Genomic DNA, 15,916 nt, shown 5'->3' with positions numbered 1-15,916 from the left:
CCGCTTCCGAACGTTTCGCCGGCGAGCGCGGCCCGGGCCGAGAGATCATCGGCCGTCGCGCCGTTGATGCATGCTTCACGCATGCCGATTAGGCTGCCCGCATGTCGGTGCGGATGCGAACACTGGCCGAGAGCGTGCACAGGCACGTGCTCGCCCGCTTCATGCTGACCGTCGCGGCGGCGATGGCGAGCGCGGTCGCGTCGCCTGCGCCTGCCTGGTCCTGCAAGCAACGCCTGTTGCAGGATCTGGGCTGGCGCTTCGAGCCCGACGCCACCGCCCCGACTGACGTGCAGGCCGGTCGCCCCTGCGATCGCGCCGACCTGCAGGACGCAAAGGCGCACGGCGACCTGACGGTTCGTTGGCCGCCCGAACTGAGCGTCGCCGAACGCGAGCGCCGACTGGACCAATTGCTGCGCCACCCCGCCACCGTGTGCGCCTACGGCTACGCGCTCGGCGCCGCCACGCGCCGCGCCGTGGACCGGCTCAGCGCCAACGGGGGCTTCGGTTTCACCGGCGTGCAGTTGGGCTGGATCGGTTTCGGCCCGACCGGCGCGCGCCACGATGGCTGGCGTGCGACGGCCTGGTTCGGTCGCGGCTACCGCCCCGCCGGCGCCAACTCGCGGGCGATCGAGGCGTTCTACCGCGGGCGAATGCGCGGCGAGTGCGGGCTGGGCCGGCAGATCGCGCAGTACGCGGCGCAGTTGGAGTTGTACGGCCCGGCCGGGTTCGACCGCGAATTCGCCGCCGACGAAATCGCCATCGGCACGTTCAACCGCATCCGGCGCAGCCGCAGCATCCTGCTGGGGAGTTCTGCGGGCGAGTTCAGTCGCGACGGCATCGCCGTCCAGGCCTCGCGCAGCGGACGCCAGGCCTTCATGGGCCTGCCGGGCTTCATCTACCACGTCTTCGATCGCAGCGCCCTGGACGATATCAACAACCAGGCCGAGAACTTCGTGGTCTACGACGTCAGCGCCGCGGCCGCGGATGCGCTGCGCCGCCATCGGGGATTCGAACACTACAACCGACGCAACCGCGAGATCTGGACGCTGGCCCGCGGCCTGCGCCCGCGTCCGCTGCGCCGCTACTACGAACGCCTGCTGTACGAACTCGATCCGGCATTGCGCGCCGAACTGTCTGCCGACGCGCGCGCCGCGCTGGCCCGGATCGACACCGAACTCTCCGACCCGTTCTATCGCGGTTTCGAGGTCTACGTGCATAAGCAGGGGGTCAAGCCGGTGGGCTATCACATCGCCCGGCTGCTCGACCGCAATCCGCGTACGCCGTTCCGCATCGAGCTGGGCCTGCACAATCTGCATACCACCTTGTACCGGCGCTACATCGCGCACCGGCTGGCGCAGTGCGGGGCGCGCACCGAAACGCCTGCCAGCGATCCGGCCGCGGGCGCGACGGCCGCCGTCAGCGGTCGATCCGGGTCGCCAGTGCGCTGAGCAGGGGTTCGTCGACCGCCAGCGTGCGGCCGTCGATCCGGTTCAACGCCCGCAAGCCCAGACTGTTGCTCAAGAACGCATGATCGGCCGATATCAGGGCCTCGACATCGAGCGGTCGCTCGATCGCGCCGCAACGCTCGATCAACAGTTGCCGGGCGATTCCGGGCAGGGCGCCGTCGCTCACCGGCGGCGTGAGCAGCTCGCCGGCGCTGACCAGGAACAGGTTGGCGGCCGCCGATTCGGCCAGCCGGCCGGCGGTGTTGAGCAGCAGCGCCTGATCGGCGCCGCACTCAGCGGCTTCGCGGGCCGCAATCACGTTGTCGAGGTAGCACAGCGATTTGATTCGCGACAAGGGCGAGTATTCGTTGCGTCGGGTCGAACGGGCGACGATCGCGGTGGCGCTGCCGGCCGGCGGCAGCGGCCCGGCGGAAACGACGACCGTGGGGCGCGGTTCGCTGGGCGGCAACAATCCGCGCGCCGACGGGCCGCGGCTCAGGCTGAGCCGGATCGCGGCCTCCTCCAGTCCCGGCTCGCGCACGACCGCGGCCATGGCCGCACCGAGTTCGGCATCGCTCCATCGCAGCGGGATGCCGAGGAAGGCCGCGCCCGCGCGCAGGCGCGCCAGGTGCCGATCCAGGTGCCGGGCCGCGCCGTCGGCCCAGCGCAGCGTCTCGAACAGGCCGTCGCCCAGGGTAAAGCCGCGGTCGCCGGGTTCGATCGCCGCTCCTTCCCGCATCGCCCCGTTGCACCACACCCGCATCGCACGCCTCCGCTCTGAAGTCCGCGAATGTACCGCAAGCCTTGCGCCGGCGGGCGGCGACGCGCCGAGCTGATGCCTGTCCGGTGGCGCAGCGCCGTGCCTGCGGATCTTGCCAACCGACGCACGACACCATTCCCAGCCGACGCGATTGCAGAGAAACTGGTCGCCGAGCGCGGCGCCTGCCCGGTGCCGCCGCCTTCCCCCGCCCCCAGGGAACCGCATGCCCACCGACGCTTCGCCGGCCCCCGACGCCGCCCCTACGATCGCCCCCAAGCCCTTGCTGGCCGCGCCGCCGGCGCGCATCGCGTCCTGGGCGCTGACGCTTGTGGCGATGTATCTGGTGCTGAAGCTGGGGCTGGTCGGCGCCTTGCTGGCCGGGCTGTTGGTGTTCCAGCTCATCCACGCCACCGCGCCCCTGGTCGAGCGCATGGTGCGCGGCCATCGCGCCCGGGTGATCGCAGTGGCGTTGCTGGCGACGGTGGTGGTCGGCGCACTGATCCTGGCCGTGCTCGGGCTGGCGGCGTTCTTCCGCGCCGACACCGGCGGCGAGCAGGCCCTGTTGGCGCGGATGATGGAGATCATCGACGCCTCGCGCGGACAGATTCCGCCCTGGGCCCAACCTTACCTGCCGTCCGACCTGTCCGAGCTGCGCACTGCGGTGAAGGATTGGCTGGAAGCGCATCGCGGCGAACTCAGCCTGGCCGGCGCCGAAGCGGCCCAGGTGGCGGCGCGCCTGCTGGTGGGCATGGTGTTGGGCGCGATGATCGCGCTGTACGACGAGTTGCAGCTGCCGCGGCTGGGGCCGCTGGGGCGCGAACTGCTCGGCCGCAGCTCGCGCTTCTCCTCCGCGTTCAAGCGGGTGGTGTTCGCCCAGTTCAAGATCTCGCTGCTCAACACCGCCTTCACCGGCGCCTTCCTGCTGGTGGTGCTGCCGCTGTTCGGGGTGCATCTGCCGCTGGCCAAGACCCTGGTCGCGATCACCTTCGTGCTGGGCCTGCTGCCGGTGCTCGGCAATCTGGTCTCGAACACACTGATCACCGTCGCCGCGCTGTCGATTTCGCTGTACGCCGCGATCGCCGCGCTGGCTTACCTGGTGCTGATCCACAAGCTGGAGTATTTCCTCAACGCGCGCATCGTCGGCGGCGAGATCCAGGCGCGCGCCTGGGAGTTGCTGCTGGCGATGCTGGTGATGGAAGCGGCCTTCCACATCCCCGGGGTGATCGTCGCGCCGATCTACTACGCCTACATCAAGCGCGAGCTGGCCGACCAGGGCTGGATCTGAGCCAGTGGCCCGGCCCTTCAGGTCAGCCGATCGGATTCGACGATGTGCAGGCCGGGCTCGGCGCGCAGGGCGGCGTCGAGCAAGGCGCGGGCGATGCGCGGCGCCGGATTGATCCGCCAACGCCGCGGCAACACCGGGCCGGCCAGGCGCAGCGCCCAGGTCGCGACGCGCTCGCCGGCGCGAAACGCCTCGCGTTGCCCGCCGATCAGGCCCGGACGGACCAGGCTCAGCGACGGATAGTCCAGCCCGCGCAGCGCCTGTTCGAGCTCACCCTTGACCCGGTTGTAGAAGATCCGCGAAGCCGGATCGGCGCCGAGCGCGGAGTTCAGCGCATAGGCGCGGGCGCCGTGGCGCCGGGCCAGGCGCGCCGCCGCCAGCGGATAGTCGTGGTCGACGCGGCGGAATGCCGCCTGCGAGCCGGCCGCGCGCATGGTCGTGCCGAGGGTGCAGATCACCGCGTCCGCTCGCCACCATGGGGCCTGGTCGGGCAAGGCGTCCCAGTCGATCAAGGGCGCGTCGAGCTTGGGCTGCGGCGGCAGCGCGCGGCGACCGGGCGCGACCACCGCGCTCACGGCCGGCTCGGCCAGGGCCAGCCGCAGCACTTCGCCGCCGACCAGGCCGCTGGCGCCGAGCAGCAACAGTTTCATGCGCTCTCCCCCGCCGCGGCGATGCGGCTCAGGCCGGATGGAGTTCGAACGACACGGCGATTCCGGCGGTCGCCGACGGCGCTATCCACACATCGAAGCGTCCCGGCTCGGCGATCGGGCGATTGTCGACGCTGCGGAACTCCAGGTCGCTGCGGTCCAGGGTGAATTCGACCACCCGCCCCTCGCCCGGCGCGAGCGCGATCTTCTGGAAGCGCTTGAGCTCGCGGATCGGCCGCACCCGGCTGGCGATGCGGTCGCGCACGTACAACTGCACTACCTCCTCGCCGCTGCGGGTGCCGACGTTGGCGATGCGCGCACGCACCGTCAGTTGTCCGTCCCAGGCCAGGCCGGCGGGATCGAGTTCGACCGGGCCGTAGTCGAAGCGGGTATAGGTCAGGCCGTGGCCGAACGGATACAGGGCCGAATGATCGACTTCGCGCCAACGGGTGCGGAACGCCTGCAGGCCTTCGGGCGTGTAGGGCCGGCCGGTCGAGGGATGGTTGTAGTAATACGGCTGCTGGCCGGCATCGCGCGGAAAGCTCACCGGCAGGCGCGCCGACGGACTGTGATCGCCGAACACCAGGTCGGCGACGGCATGGCCGGTCTGGGTGCCGAGGAACCAGGTCGCGAGAATGGCGTCGGCCGATTGCAGCGCCGGGCTCAGCGCGAGCGCGCGACCGCTGCGCAGCAACACGACGACGGGCGTGCCGGTGGCGATCACCGCCTCCGCCAGAGCCTGTTGCGCCGGCGGCAGCACGATCTGGGTGCGCGACTGCGCCTCGCCGGAGTAGACCGACGGTTCGCCCAATGCGAGCAGCACCGCCTCGGCCTGGCGCGCCGCGGCCACGGCGGCTTCGATGCCGCCCTCCAGCGACTCTTCGATGCCGCAGCCTTCCACGACCTGCAGCGATTGCGGATCGGCGAGCGCGGCGCGCAGGCCGGTTTCCAGGTCGATCTCGCGACTGGCGTCGCCGAAGATGTTCCAGCAACCGGCGAGGTTCTCGCGGTCGCGGGCGAAGGGGCCGATCAGGGCGATGCGCTGACCGGATTTGCGCAGCGGCAGCAACTCGCCCTGGTTCTTCAGCATCACCACCGAGCGCCGCGCGGCCTCGCGCGCGAGCGCGTCGTGCGCCGCCAGATACGGCGTCGGGCCGGGCGGCGCCGGGTTCAGGGAGCGGTACGGATTCTCGAACAGGCCCATCCGCGCTTTGACGTCGAGGATGCGCCGCGCCGCGGCGTCGATCGCCGCCACGCCGACCCGGCCTTGTTCGACCAGGGCGCCGAGGTGGTCCATGAAAATGCCGCTCTGCATGCTCATGTCCAGGCCGGCGTTGAGGCTCAGCTCAGCGGCCTGGCGTTCGTCGGCGGCATAGCCGTGCGCGATCAGTTCGAAGTCGGAGGTGTAGTCGGAAACCACGAAGCCTTCGAAGCCCCATTGATCGCGCAACACGCCGGTCAGCAGCTCGCGGTTGGCGGTCGCGGGCACGCCGTTGATGTCGTTGAACGAGCTCATGACCGTCAACGCGCCGGCCTCGATCGCGGCCTTGAACGGCGGCAGGTGCACTTCGTGCAGCGTTTGCGGCGCCAGATCCACCGCGTTGTAGTCCAGGCCCGCGCCGACCGCGCCGTAGGCGGCGAAGTGCTTGAGCGTGGCCAGCAGCGAATCGTCCGCGGTCAGGTCCGGGCCCTGGAAGCCGCGCACCCGGGCGCGGGCGAACTCGCACGACAGGTAGGTGTCTTCGCCGCTGGTTTCGGCCACCCGGCCCCAACGCTGGTCGCGAGCGACGTCGACCACCGGGGCGAAGGTCCAGTGCAGGCCCTCGCGAGTGGCCTCGATCGCGGCGGCGCGGGCGGTGCGCTCGGCCAGTTCCGGCTCGAAGCTGGCCGATTCGCCGAGCGGAATCGGAAACACGGTGCGCATGCCGTGGATGACATCGGCGCCGAGCAGCAAGGGAATGCCCAGCCGGCTTTCCTCGACCGCGATGCGTTGCAGTTCGCGCCCTTCGGCGGCCCCTACTCCGTTGAACAAAGCGCCGACCTGGCCGGCGCGGATCATCTCGCGGGTACGTTCCGGACCCCATTGGAACGAGTCCGGATTGACGTCGAAAGCGAAGGGGCGGATCGAGTCGGCCAAGACCGACAGCTGGCCGATCTTTTCCTCCAGCGTCATGCGCCGGAGTAGCGCATCGACATCAACGCGGCCAGTCATTACGGCTTGCACCCTGCGTAAAATTATCGTTCAGGCATCATATGTAACCGGTTACATGCCTGTCAACGCAAGCTATCGCTTGGCGAGCCACGCCGTGGCCGACGCGGCGCAAGCACCCTGCCCGCCCGCACGAAGAACGATGCATTATGCCGCGCCCGCCGCCGTCGCCTGTCGCCGATGCCGCCATCGATGAGGCGCCGCGATGCACGCACTGCGACGGTCGTCCGCTCGCGCGACAGCCGGGCACGGCGCGGATGGTCCGCCGAGCGCGTTCGCGGTGCGGGCTTGCAGCCGGACGCTCAGCCCGGCGTCGCGCCCGGCCAGCCGACTCGCGCCGCACGGCGCAGGTAGGCGCGAACGATCGGGCGATGGAACGGCGCAATCACGAACAGGTAGCCGCGGCCGAGGCGGTTATGGCAATGCACCACCGTCGACACGGTCAGCCGTCGCCCTCGCGGCGCCGGCGGGCATAGCAGGGACAGGCGAAAATCCAGATGCTTATCGTCTTCGCCGAGCACGATTTCGCCGGCGCGACGGCTGTAGATCTTGAAGAAGGCGATCCGTTGCGCAGCCTGTTCCGGGGTGGTCGCGGTCAGCTGCGCAACGGTCTTGAGGCCGAGGCCGGCGACCAGCAGGTCGCGCAGGCCCATCAGCGCACGCGACCAGCCCGGCGCATGGGCGAACATGAAGCGCGCCAACTCTTCCGGGCTTTGCGAGACGCCCGGCGGCAGCTCGATCGAATAGGCGTCGGCCAGATCGGTGCGCGGGTAGTGATCGATCACGCTGCATTCGCGCGGCAAGGGTACGGCGCTGACGATGTTGCGGGACAAGGCCATGTTCGCTCCTGGCGTGCCGCGCCGGATTGCGCGGCGTCGGGCGCCGTCGTTGGCGCTCCGGATCAGTCTGCGCCGCTCGGCTCCGGCGGGGATTGCGACCGATGCGCGCACCGGGCGGCGCATCGATGCGGCCGGCGCGCTATTTCGCCGGCACCGGGAAGCGACGCGCCAGTTCCTTGGCGATCCGCGAGCCGAGCTGCTGCGCGGTGCGTTCGCTGACCGCGCCCGGGTTGGCGGCCAGCCAGGCCAGCGCCTGGCACAGGATGCCGGTCTCGGCACCGGCCGGGTCGCTCCAGGCCGCGTCGAATCGATCGGCCTTGCGGTGGCGATAACGACGGGCGCGTTCGGCCGGGGTCAGCGCACTGGTGTAGAGCGTCGGCCGGCCGCGCTTCTTGGGCAGTTCCAGTTCCAGGGTGCCGGGGTCGTCGGCGTGCTTCATGGCGGCGGCTGCATGGCTTGCGGCGCGCTATAGTGATGCGTCACGAAGTGTTTATAAAGACTTGAAATAAAATAAGAAAAGAGGCTGCGCCGCGGCGCTTTCCAGTGACGCATCACGAAAGCCGCCGTCCGCCCAGGCGCGGCCGCGAACGGCGAGAGACGCCGCCGGCATCGGTGGCGTCGCCGTCATGCAGCGCTCCCTTCCCCGCCCGCCCGCCCGGCGGCGGCGCGCGAAAGGCAGGCGCCTGGCTGCATCACGAAGGCTCGGCCCACGGCGCCTTCTCGAACTTGCGCACCAGATAGTCGATCAGCAGTTGCACCCGCGCCGGCCGCACCCGTCCCGGCGGCGTGACCACGTGCAGCGCGATCGGTGGCGGCGCCCACTCGGCCATCGCCGCTTCCAACTTGCCGCTGCGCAATTCGCGCCAGACCAGGAACTCGGGCTGCAGCGCCAGTCCCAGTCCGGCGATCAGGGCCGGGTTCAAGGCTTCGGCGTTGTTGACCCGCAGCGGCGACGGCACCGCGATGGAGAAATCGCCGTGGCGTTTGTGCTGGAAGCGCCAGGCGCTGCCGAAACGCGAGTAGGTGTAGGACAGGCCGTGGTGGGCGGCCAGTTCGCGCGGGTGGCGTGGGCGGCCGTGGCGTTCGAAATAGGCCGGCGCGCCTACCAGCAGGATGCGCACGCCGCACAGCCGCCGCGCCAACAGGCTGGAATCGGCCAGGGCCGAGATCCGCAGCGCCAGGTCGTAACCGCCGCCGACCAGGTCGGTGACGCCGTCGTCGAAGGCGATCTCCAGGGCGATGTCCGGGTACTGGGCCATGAACTCCGGCAGCAGCGGCGACAGGTGGGCCACGCCGAACGACATCGGCGCCGCGATCCGCACGACCCCGCGGGGGTTCTTGGCCTGGGCGGTGATCTCGGCCTCGACCGCCTCGCCCTCGGCGAGGATGCGGCTGGCGCGCTCGAGCGCGCCGCGGCCGCTCTCGGTCAGCGACATGCGCCGTGAGGTGCGGTGGAACAGCACGGTCTTGAGCCGCGCTTCGAGCCGGCCGATGGCCTTGGACACGGTCGCCTGGGCCAGGCCGAACTCGACCGCGGTGCGGGCGAAAGAGCCGGTTTCGGCGACCTTGGCGAAGATCGCCCAGGCTTCCAGGTCGGGGAGTTTCTGCATGGCGCGACAACCGTGATGTTTTTGGAATGAATCTTATTCGATCCGTTCCATTCTAAAGCCTGCCTGCGAGGTCTATCGTGCCGTCCATCGCCCACGCAACCACAACTTCGGGAGCCACGACATGATCCAGCATCGCCCTTACGCCCGCCTCGGCGGCGCCCACCACGGCTGGCTCGACGCCAAGCACCACTTCTCCTTCGCCAACTATCACGACCCCGAGCGCATGGGCTGGGGTGCGCTGCGAGTGTGGAACGACGACGCGATCCAAGCCAATACCGGCTTCCCGCCGCATTCGCATGCGGACATGGAGATCATCACCTACGTTCGCGACGGCGCGATCAGCCACCAGGACAACCTCGGCAACCGCGGCCGCACCGAGGCCGGCGACGTGCAGGTGATGAGCGCAGGCAGCGGCATCCAGCACGCCGAGTACAACCTGGAGGCCGATACCACCCGCATCTTCCAGATCTGGATCTTGCCCGACCAGCGCGGCGGCACCCCGACCTGGGGCAGCAAGCCGTTCCCGAAGGGCGAGCGCAGCGGCCGCTTCGTGATCCTGGCCAGCGGCATGGCCGGCGACGACGACGCTCTGCCGATCCGCGCCGATGCGCGGGTGCTGGGACTGACCCTGGCCGCCGGCGAATCGGCCGAGTACGCGCTCGGCGCCGATCGCTACGGCTACCTGGTGCCGGCCAAGGGCGCGGTCGAAGTCAACGGTGTGCGCATCGACGCCCGCGACGGCGCCGCGATCCGCGACGAAGCCGGCCTGCGCGTCACCGCGCTGGAAGACGCCGAAATCGTGCTGGTCGACACCGCGCCCTGAGACTTTAGTCTCGAGTCGCACGCAAGCGCACGACGTACGACTCACACTGTAGAACGTAGCGCCGGCAAGGTGGCCGGCGTTGCTTGCCCCAGCAATCCAACCCTACTTCCAAGAGCGCCCCATGGCCAAGATTCTGGTGTTGTACTACTCCGCCTACGGGCATATCGAAACCATGGCCCAGGCCATCGCCGAAGGCGCCCGCGGCGCCGGCGCGCAGGTCGACATCAAGCGCGTGCCCGAGCTGGTGCCCGAAGAAGTGGCGCGCCGCTCGCACTACAAGCTCGACCAGGCCGCGCCGATCGCCAAGGTCGAGGAGCTGGCCGACTACGACGCGATCGTGATCGGCACCGGCACCCGCTTCGGTCGCATGTCCTCGCAGATGGCCAACTTCCTCGATCAGGCCGGTGGGCTGTGGGCGCGCGGCGCGCTGCACGGCAAGGTCGGCTCGGCTTTCGTCTCGACCGCGACCCAGCACGGCGGCCAGGAAACCACGCTGTTCTCGATCATCACCAACCTGCTGCACTTCGGCATGGTGGTGGTCGGCCTGGACTACGGCCACGCCGGACAAATGCGCCTGGACGAAGTCACCGGCGGTTCGCCCTACGGCTCGACCACGATCGCCGGCGGCGACGGTTCGCGCCAGCCCAGCGAGAACGAACTCGAGGGCGCGCGCTACCAGGGCCGCGTGGTCGCCGAGACCGCGCAGCGCCTGATCCGCTGATCCTCCGCACCGCTCCCTCCCCCGCGCTCGGGCGCTGCCGCGCCCGTCCGCTTCAATCGCTACGACAGGAGTCGAACCATGGGCACTTTCATCACTAAAGACGGCGTACAGATCTACTACAAAGACTGGGGCCCGACCGACGGCGCGCCGGTGGTCTTCAGCCACGGCTGGCCGCTCAACGCAGACAGCTGGGAAGCGCAGATGCTGTTCCTGGCCGATCACGGCTACCGCACCATCGCCCATGACCGCCGCGGCCACGGCCGCTCCAGCCAGCCCTGGCACGGCAACGACATGGACCATTACGCCGACGATCTGGCGCAGCTGATCGAGCATCTCGACCTGCGCGGCGCGAGTTTGTTCGGCTTCTCCACCGGCGGCGGCGAGGTCGCGCGCTACATCGGTCGTCACGGCACCGGCCGGGTCAAGAAGGCCGGATTGATCTCGGCGGTGCCGCCGCAGATGCTCAAGACCGAGGCCAATCCCGGCGGCTTGCCCAAGGACGTGTTCGACGGCCTGCGCGCCGGTTCTATCGCCGACCGCTCCAAGCTCTACCAGGACCTCGCCAGCGGCCCGTTCTTCGGCTTCAACCGCCCCGGCGCGACGCCGTCGCAGGGCATGATCGATTGGTTCTGGATGCAGGGCATGCTGGCCGGGCACAAGAACACCTACGACTGCATCGCCGCGTTTTCGGAAACCGACTTCAGCGAAGACCTGAAGAAGTTCGACGTGCCGACCCTGATCCTGCACGGCGACGACGACCAGGTGGTGCCGATCGACGCGGCCGCCCATGCCGCGGCCAAGTTGGTGAAGGACCACAAGCTGGTGGTCTATCCGGGCGCCCCGCACGGGTTGACCGATACCCACAAGGACAAGCTCAACCAGGATCTGCTCGCCTTCCTGCGATCCTGATCGACGGCGGCGGGCCGGCCTCGCCGCTCGCACCGACCCGCAGCGGCCCCGGCGACTCGCGTCCCGGGGCCGCTGCCGTTGCGATGCGCTCATTCCGCCGTGCCGGCCATCGGCGGCAACGCGCCCCCGCTCAGTCCGGCGCGGCGCGCCGCCGCCGCGACATCGCCGGGCGCGTCGCGCCACGCGCCGTGCAGGAACGCGACCAGCAGATCGTTGCTGAGCGCCTGGGTCGCGGCAGCGCCGCGCGAGCCGCCGATGAATTCGGCCGCGAGCCATCGCGCCGGCGGCGCCAGGAACTGCGGCACGTCGGTGAAGCTGTAATGGTTGGCCGCGGCGATCTGGTAGCGATAGCCGCCGGCACGCAGGCGCTGGGCCAGCGCCAGCGCGCCACGCAAGTAGCGCTCGGAATGGCCGGTCTCGCGACGGTCGCTTTCCAGCAGCAGGAACGGCACCTCGAGACGGTCGCGGAGCGTGCGGCCGTACAGCGTGCCGTCGAGATTGGCCGCGGCGCGCAAGCGCGGGTCGCTCATCGCCGCGGCCACCGCGGCGGCGCCGCCGAAGGAGTGGCCGATCGCGGCGATGCGGTCGCGGTCCAGGCATGCCGACAAGGCGCCCAAGCCGGCGCCGCTCTCGACCCGGTCGAGCACGCCGCGCAAATCGTCGGCGCGCACTTCCAACTGCATCGACATGTAGCGGAGCTGGCCGGGATCGTCCGGCAGGAAGCGCTCGACCTGCGTCGCCAGTCGGCCGTCGGCGAGCTCAGTCACCGAGGCTTCGTAGGGGTGATCCACCGCCAGCACGACGAAGCCGCGGCTGGCCAAGTCGGCGAGCAGGCCGCTGTAGAACCCGCGGGATGCGCCGTAGCCCGGGGAGAACAGCACCACCGGCCAGGGCCGCGCCGAAGCCAGCGGCGGCGCCTGGCGGCGGGCATGAGTGTCGATGCGGCCGAAGCGCTCCATCGCCAGCGACGGAATGAAGGAGACCCGGGAAGGCAGGCGGCCGAGGCCGTCCAGGTACGGCGGCGGCGGCGGCGCGCCGCCGGCGGCGGCCGGATACCAGGCCTGGACGATCAGATTGCGCCGATCGTTCGGGTCGTCGGTCGCGGCCTCGTCGCGGCGCGGATCGGCCCAGCGGAACACCTGGCTGCCGACCGCGTACGGCCCACGCGGCGGCGGCAATTCCGGCACCGGCAGCAGCCCCCACGGCACGACCGCAGCCGCGGCGAGGGCGACCAGACCGCCGCGCCCGGCCCAGACCAGGACGCGATGCCGCGGCGGTCGTCGCCGCAGCCAGGCCAGCGCGGCCAAGGCCAATACCAGCATGCAAAGCGGCAGGTATTGCCAGCACGGCCCCAAGCGCCACGCCTGCGCCGCCAGGCCAAGCGCCGACAACCCGGCTATGGTGGCCAGACTGCGCGGCCCGAGCCGCGGCGACACCGCCGCGAGCAAGGCCGCGCCCAAGGCGATCGCCAGGATCGCCAGCTCCAGATACGACATGCGCGTCGCGCCCTGCCCTGCCCGCTCAACCGGCGTACTTGGCGAGCATGCCCAGGTTCTCGCTCAAGATGGCCTGGAAGTGGTCGCGTTGCGACGGCACCCACATCGGCGGATCGAACGACGCGACGATGCGGCCGGGCTCGATCTTGATCGTGCCGGCCAGCGGTTCGCGCACCGCGAATCCGTCGCTCTGCGCATCGACCTCGAACCCCAGCGCCGCGCCTTCCTTGAGCTGGGCCTTGAGCGCTTCCTGCAGCCTGGCCGGACGGCCGGCATGCGGGATCGATATCTCGATGGGACGCAGGTCCGGCAGCGGCAGCAACACCGCCGTGGTGACCTTGGACGGCCCGGACGCGGCGGCGAAACGCAGCTTGGAGGCGGCGTCCAGCACCAGGGCCCGCACCGCGGCGACGTCTTCGTTGCTTTCATAGCCGCTGTGCGCAGTGACGAAGTTGTCGGTCAGCACCGCGACCGACTCCACCGCGCCGTCGGCGTCGACGCTCAGGCGGAAGGTCATGACCCCTTGCACGTCCTTGTACGGCTTCACCGGCTCGGCCAAGGCGCGATGGAACTCGAACACGGTCTTGCGCGCCGCGGCGGCGTCGAGGGGGCCGGTCACCACCGGCGAAGTCGCGCGCAGATGCCCGACCAGGGCGATGCGGCCGTCGAGCGGGTCCATGCTGCCTTCGATGGTCTGGGTGCCGTGCACGATGCGGTCGTCGAACAGCAGCAACTGATTGAACTGCGCCGGCACCAGTTCGTACAGCACCTCGCCCTGGACGTGATGCTTCTTGTAGCTGGGCACGCCGTCGCGCATCAGCAGGGTTTCGCCGCCGGAAAACTTGCGCGTATCCCAGCGGGTCAATGAGAACACGAAACCGAAGGTGCCGTTGTGGAAATCGCTGTGCAGGCCGAGGGTGCAGCCGTTGACCATCAGGTGCAGATTGGGCGTGCCGGTCGGCAGCAGGCCGACGTGGTCGATGCACCACTGTTTCAGGTGTTGGGTGAAACGGCCCCACAGCGCCTCCGGCATCACCTGTTGCGGCATGGTGCGCAGATAGGTGTACATCCGCGGTTCGCAGAAGTACTGCCACTGGACGGTCTGGTTGTAGGCGTTCTTGACCTTGCCGTCGTAGGCCGTGCGCATGGCTTCGGCCTCGGGAAAGAAGTCGTTGACGACGTGCTGGCGCTTGATCATGCCGGAATTCTCGTGCCGTGAAGTGTGGTGGTTGGGGCGACTCAGGCGGCCGCAGCGTGGACGCGCATGTCGCCCAGGGCGACGCGGATCTGGCGGTTGCCGCTGTACGGCAGGCGCCCATGCGCCAGCAGCAGGTTGTTGACCAGCAACACGTCGTGGGTCTGGGTCTGGATGCGCACCGAGCACTCGCTCAGCACCCGGTCGATGGTGCGCACCCATTCGGTCGGAATCGGACTGCCGTCGCCGAAGAACACCGTGCGCGGAAACTGATCGCGCTGGAAATGCTTGCGCAACAGGCCGTCGACCTCGGCCGGCAGCGCGTCGGGATGGTGCAGCAGGATCTGGTTGAACCAAGCCTCGGTGCCGCGCTCTGGAATCTGCAGCAACGCATGGGTGCGGTAGGACACGGTGACGTCGTTCTCCGACGGCGCATCGATCTCGTGCCCGGTCGGCGCGATCTTGTCGCGCAGCTCCTGCAGGCTGCCGACCTTGAAGAATTGCTCCCAGGATGCGTCGAGCCCGCGGATGAAGCGGCGCCGATAGACCAGGCCCAGCTCGCGGAAGCGCTCGAGCATCTCCGCCGGCAGGCGCTGGACCACTTGGCGCCCGTCCGACAGGGTCCATTCGCCGCCTTCGGGCGCCGGCTCCAGGCAGAAGAACAGCTGCCGCGAGGGCCAGGTGTGAGTGTGCGAGGCTTCGTTATGAAACTGGATCTCCAAGTGCCTGGGATACGGCGTGGCGAAGTAGACGTTCTCGCTGGCGCTGGCCAGCGGCAGGTCGCCGTAGTGCTTGTACAGGCAGTCGCAGGCGCTGGCTGCGCTTTCCTCGAAACCGTCGAGGCCGCCGACGTCGAAGCCGCGGAACAGCACGTAGCCGTCGCTCCACAGTGCGTCGTCGATGAGCGGGCGGTTCTGTCGGATCCAGGGCGCGAGCGCCTCGCGCGTGGCGGAGTTGATTTTCATGTTCGTGTTCGCGTCGTTTGGAAAGTGATGGTCGGAGAATCGGGCTCAAGACATGGCGACCAGGATCCGGCGCGGGCCGTCGAACGGCAGCCGGCCGTGCGCGGCCAGCACGTTGTCGACCACCAGCAAGTCGCCTTGCTGCCAGCGGAACCCGCGACGGTGCGCGTTGAGCACGTCGCGCACGTCGGCCAGGGTGTCGTTGCCGATCCGGCCGCCGTCGCCGTAGTAGGCGGCCATCGGCAGCCCGGCCTCGATCCGGGCGCTGAGCGCGCTGGCCAGCGGCGTGTTCGAGGCGTGGAACAAATGCACCTGGTTGAACCACACCCGCTCGCCGGTTACGGGATGCGCGCGCGTCGCCGGGCGCCGCTCCTGGATGCGCAGCCCGCCGCTGCGTTGCCATTCGTAGCCGATGTCCATCTCCCGGCAATAGGCCTCGACCTGCTCGCGGTCTTCGGTCTCGAATGCCTTGCTCCATGCGTTGTAGGGCGACTGCGCCGAGGCCAGGTTGCGCACGTACAGCAGCTCGCGGCGCTCGAACTCGTCGACGATCCGCGCCGGCATGGCCTGCAGGATTCGCCGCGAGTCCGCGATCGGCGTCGCACCGCCGGTCTGCGGCGCGACCGCACAGAAGAAGTACAACCGCTGCGGCCAGCGCGAGCTGTAGGACATCTCGTTGTGCAGCGGTATTTCCAGGTGTTTTGGGTACTCGGTCGAGGTGTAGACGCCCTCGGCGACCTGGCTTCGCGGCGAGGTGCCGCCGGTGTAGTCGCGCAACCGCGGCGCCATCGCCGCGACCGCGCGACGGAAGTCCTCGGCCTCGCGCAAAGCGAAGCCGCGGAACAGCAGTGCGCCGCAACGATGCAGTTCCGGCTCCAGCCTCGGCATGGCCTGCTCCAGCCAGGCGATGGCATCGCCCGCGCCGGGCGCGGCTCGGATCAGGTGCGGAAAGCCTTCGCCGAGGCCGTCGGCGACCCCGCAAGGCGGCACGTCGATCGGGCGGGCCGTTTCGCTCATG

At 69.7% G+C, this 15,916-nt stretch carries 15 protein-coding genes; 5 read left to right on the top strand and 10 right to left on the bottom strand.

From position 1 onward, the window contains the following. Positions 1 to 113 precede the first annotated feature (113 nt). Positions 114 to 1,448 carry a hypothetical protein gene (locus V2J18_RS11425; protein ID WP_336131836.1) on the top strand — a complete coding sequence of 445 codons (1,335 nt, stop codon included), beginning with the start codon at positions 114 to 116 and terminating at the stop codon, positions 1,446 to 1,448. Here V2J18_RS11425 and V2J18_RS11420 read toward each other — a convergent pair. Further along, positions 1,417 to 2,430: an aminotransferase class IV gene (locus tag V2J18_RS11420; protein WP_336133100.1), complete on the bottom strand. Its 1,014-nt coding sequence runs from the start codon at positions 2,428 to 2,430 to the stop codon at positions 1,417 to 1,419. The genes V2J18_RS11425 and V2J18_RS11420 overlap by 32 nt on opposite strands. On the opposite strand from V2J18_RS11420, the gene V2J18_RS11415 reads away from it, so the two are divergent. After that, on the top strand, positions 2,429 to 3,490 hold the full coding sequence (locus V2J18_RS11415; RefSeq protein WP_064749574.1) for an AI-2E family transporter: 1,062 nt from the start codon (positions 2,429 to 2,431) through the stop codon (positions 3,488 to 3,490). The genes V2J18_RS11420 and V2J18_RS11415 overlap by 2 nt on opposite strands. Before the next feature lie 17 nt (positions 3,491 to 3,507). Here the strand turns inward: V2J18_RS11415 and V2J18_RS11410 are convergent, their stop codons facing one another. The 5 genes from V2J18_RS11410 to V2J18_RS11390 all read right to left on the bottom strand — a co-directional run bounded on the left by V2J18_RS11410 (position 3,508) and on the right by V2J18_RS11390 (position 8,792). Then, complete coding sequence (locus V2J18_RS11410; protein ID WP_336131835.1) at positions 3,508 to 4,137, bottom strand: Rossmann-fold NAD(P)-binding domain-containing protein; 630 nt, start codon at positions 4,135 to 4,137, stop codon at positions 3,508 to 3,510. A gap of 28 nt (positions 4,138 to 4,165) precedes the next feature. Next, positions 4,166 to 6,346 (bottom strand): glycoside hydrolase family 3 N-terminal domain-containing protein, encoded by a 2,181-nt coding sequence (locus tag V2J18_RS11405; protein ID WP_336131834.1) that lies wholly within the window; start codon positions 6,344 to 6,346, stop codon positions 4,166 to 4,168. 299 nt (positions 6,347 to 6,645) lie between these two features. Further along, positions 6,646 to 7,182 carry a DUF2867 domain-containing protein gene (locus V2J18_RS11400; protein WP_336131833.1) on the bottom strand — a complete coding sequence of 179 codons (537 nt, stop codon included), beginning with the start codon at positions 7,180 to 7,182 and terminating at the stop codon, positions 6,646 to 6,648. A 139-nt stretch (positions 7,183 to 7,321) separates the two neighbouring features. After that, on the bottom strand, positions 7,322 to 7,621 hold the full coding sequence (locus tag V2J18_RS11395; protein ID WP_336131832.1) for a hypothetical protein: 300 nt from the start codon (positions 7,619 to 7,621) through the stop codon (positions 7,322 to 7,324). A 253-nt stretch (positions 7,622 to 7,874) separates the two neighbouring features. Next, positions 7,875 to 8,792, bottom strand: coding sequence for a LysR family transcriptional regulator (locus V2J18_RS11390; RefSeq protein ID WP_336131831.1), 918 nt, complete (start codon positions 8,790 to 8,792; stop codon positions 7,875 to 7,877). 121 nt (positions 8,793 to 8,913) lie between these two features. Between V2J18_RS11390 and V2J18_RS11385 the strand changes: the two genes are divergently transcribed. The 3 genes from V2J18_RS11385 (at position 8,914) to V2J18_RS11375 (ending at position 11,245) form a co-directional block, all read left to right on the top strand. Continuing rightward, the gene (locus V2J18_RS11385) at positions 8,914 to 9,615 is read left to right on the top strand and encodes a pirin family protein (protein WP_064749567.1); all 702 of its coding nucleotides are present in this window, start codon (positions 8,914 to 8,916) and stop codon (positions 9,613 to 9,615) included. Positions 9,616 to 9,736: 121 nt separating this feature from the next. After that, complete coding sequence (wrbA, locus tag V2J18_RS11380; protein WP_064749566.1) at positions 9,737 to 10,336, top strand: NAD(P)H:quinone oxidoreductase; 600 nt, start codon at positions 9,737 to 9,739, stop codon at positions 10,334 to 10,336. A gap of 78 nt (positions 10,337 to 10,414) precedes the next feature. Further along, on the top strand, positions 10,415 to 11,245 hold the full coding sequence (locus V2J18_RS11375) for an alpha/beta fold hydrolase (RefSeq protein WP_064749565.1): 831 nt from the start codon (positions 10,415 to 10,417) through the stop codon (positions 11,243 to 11,245). Positions 11,246 to 11,334: 89 nt separating this feature from the next. Here the strand turns inward: V2J18_RS11375 and V2J18_RS11370 are convergent, their stop codons facing one another. Genes V2J18_RS11370 through V2J18_RS11355 form a run of 4 tightly spaced genes read right to left on the bottom strand, consistent with a single transcriptional unit; the run spans position 11,335 to position 15,915 of the window. Then, positions 11,335 to 12,741 carry an alpha/beta hydrolase family protein gene (locus V2J18_RS11370; protein WP_336131830.1) on the bottom strand — a complete coding sequence of 469 codons (1,407 nt, stop codon included), beginning with the start codon at positions 12,739 to 12,741 and terminating at the stop codon, positions 11,335 to 11,337. A gap of 25 nt (positions 12,742 to 12,766) precedes the next feature. Continuing rightward, entirely contained in the window at positions 12,767 to 13,939 is a 1,173-nt protein-coding gene (locus V2J18_RS11365) for a hypothetical protein (RefSeq protein ID WP_064749563.1), read from the bottom strand. Between the two features lie 41 nt (positions 13,940 to 13,980). Beyond that, positions 13,981 to 14,901: a TauD/TfdA family dioxygenase gene (locus V2J18_RS11360; RefSeq protein WP_336131829.1), complete on the bottom strand. Its 921-nt coding sequence runs from the start codon at positions 14,899 to 14,901 to the stop codon at positions 13,981 to 13,983. Between the two features lie 45 nt (positions 14,902 to 14,946). Beyond that, entirely contained in the window at positions 14,947 to 15,915 is a 969-nt protein-coding gene (locus V2J18_RS11355; protein ID WP_336131828.1) for a TauD/TfdA family dioxygenase, read from the bottom strand. Between the last annotated feature and the right edge of the window lies 1 nt (position 15,916).

Source organism: Lysobacter firmicutimachus (assembly GCF_037027445.1).
Taxonomy (GTDB): Bacteria; Pseudomonadota; Gammaproteobacteria; order Xanthomonadales; family Xanthomonadaceae; genus Lysobacter; species Lysobacter firmicutimachus.
This window is presented reverse-complemented; position numbering and strand designations above follow the sequence as displayed.

Excerpts from the sequence above, each read along its gene's own strand:
- V2J18_RS11360 (WP_336131829.1), bottom strand. The coding sequence starts at position 14,901 with ATGAAAATCAACTCCGCCACGCGCGAGGCGCTCGCGCCCTGGATCCGA.
- V2J18_RS11390 (WP_336131831.1), bottom strand. The coding sequence starts at position 8,792 with ATGCAGAAACTCCCCGACCTGGAAGCCTGGGCGATCTTCGCCAAGGTC.
- V2J18_RS11400 (WP_336131833.1), bottom strand. The coding sequence starts at position 7,182 with ATGGCCTTGTCCCGCAACATCGTCAGCGCCGTACCCTTGCCGCGCGAA.
- wrbA (WP_064749566.1), top strand. The coding sequence starts at position 9,737 with ATGGCCAAGATTCTGGTGTTGTACTACTCCGCCTACGGGCATATCGAA.
- V2J18_RS11410 (WP_336131835.1), bottom strand. The coding sequence starts at position 4,137 with ATGAAACTGTTGCTGCTCGGCGCCAGCGGCCTGGTCGGCGGCGAAGTG.
- V2J18_RS11415 (WP_064749574.1), top strand. The coding sequence starts at position 2,429 with ATGCCCACCGACGCTTCGCCGGCCCCCGACGCCGCCCCTACGATCGCC.
- V2J18_RS11355 (WP_336131828.1), bottom strand. The coding sequence starts at position 15,915 with ATGAGCGAAACGGCCCGCCCGATCGACGTGCCGCCTTGCGGGGTCGCC.
- V2J18_RS11425 (WP_336131836.1), top strand. The coding sequence starts at position 114 with ATGCGAACACTGGCCGAGAGCGTGCACAGGCACGTGCTCGCCCGCTTC.
- V2J18_RS11420 (WP_336133100.1), bottom strand. The coding sequence starts at position 2,430 with ATGCGGTTCCCTGGGGGCGGGGGAAGGCGGCGGCACCGGGCAGGCGCC.
- V2J18_RS11385 (WP_064749567.1), top strand. The coding sequence starts at position 8,914 with ATGATCCAGCATCGCCCTTACGCCCGCCTCGGCGGCGCCCACCACGGC.
- V2J18_RS11405 (WP_336131834.1), bottom strand. The coding sequence starts at position 6,346 with ATGACTGGCCGCGTTGATGTCGATGCGCTACTCCGGCGCATGACGCTG.
- V2J18_RS11395 (WP_336131832.1), bottom strand. The coding sequence starts at position 7,621 with ATGAAGCACGCCGACGACCCCGGCACCCTGGAACTGGAACTGCCCAAG.
- V2J18_RS11375 (WP_064749565.1), top strand. The coding sequence starts at position 10,415 with ATGGGCACTTTCATCACTAAAGACGGCGTACAGATCTACTACAAAGAC.
- V2J18_RS11370 (WP_336131830.1), bottom strand. The coding sequence starts at position 12,741 with ATGTCGTATCTGGAGCTGGCGATCCTGGCGATCGCCTTGGGCGCGGCC.
- V2J18_RS11365 (WP_064749563.1), bottom strand. The coding sequence starts at position 13,939 with ATGATCAAGCGCCAGCACGTCGTCAACGACTTCTTTCCCGAGGCCGAA.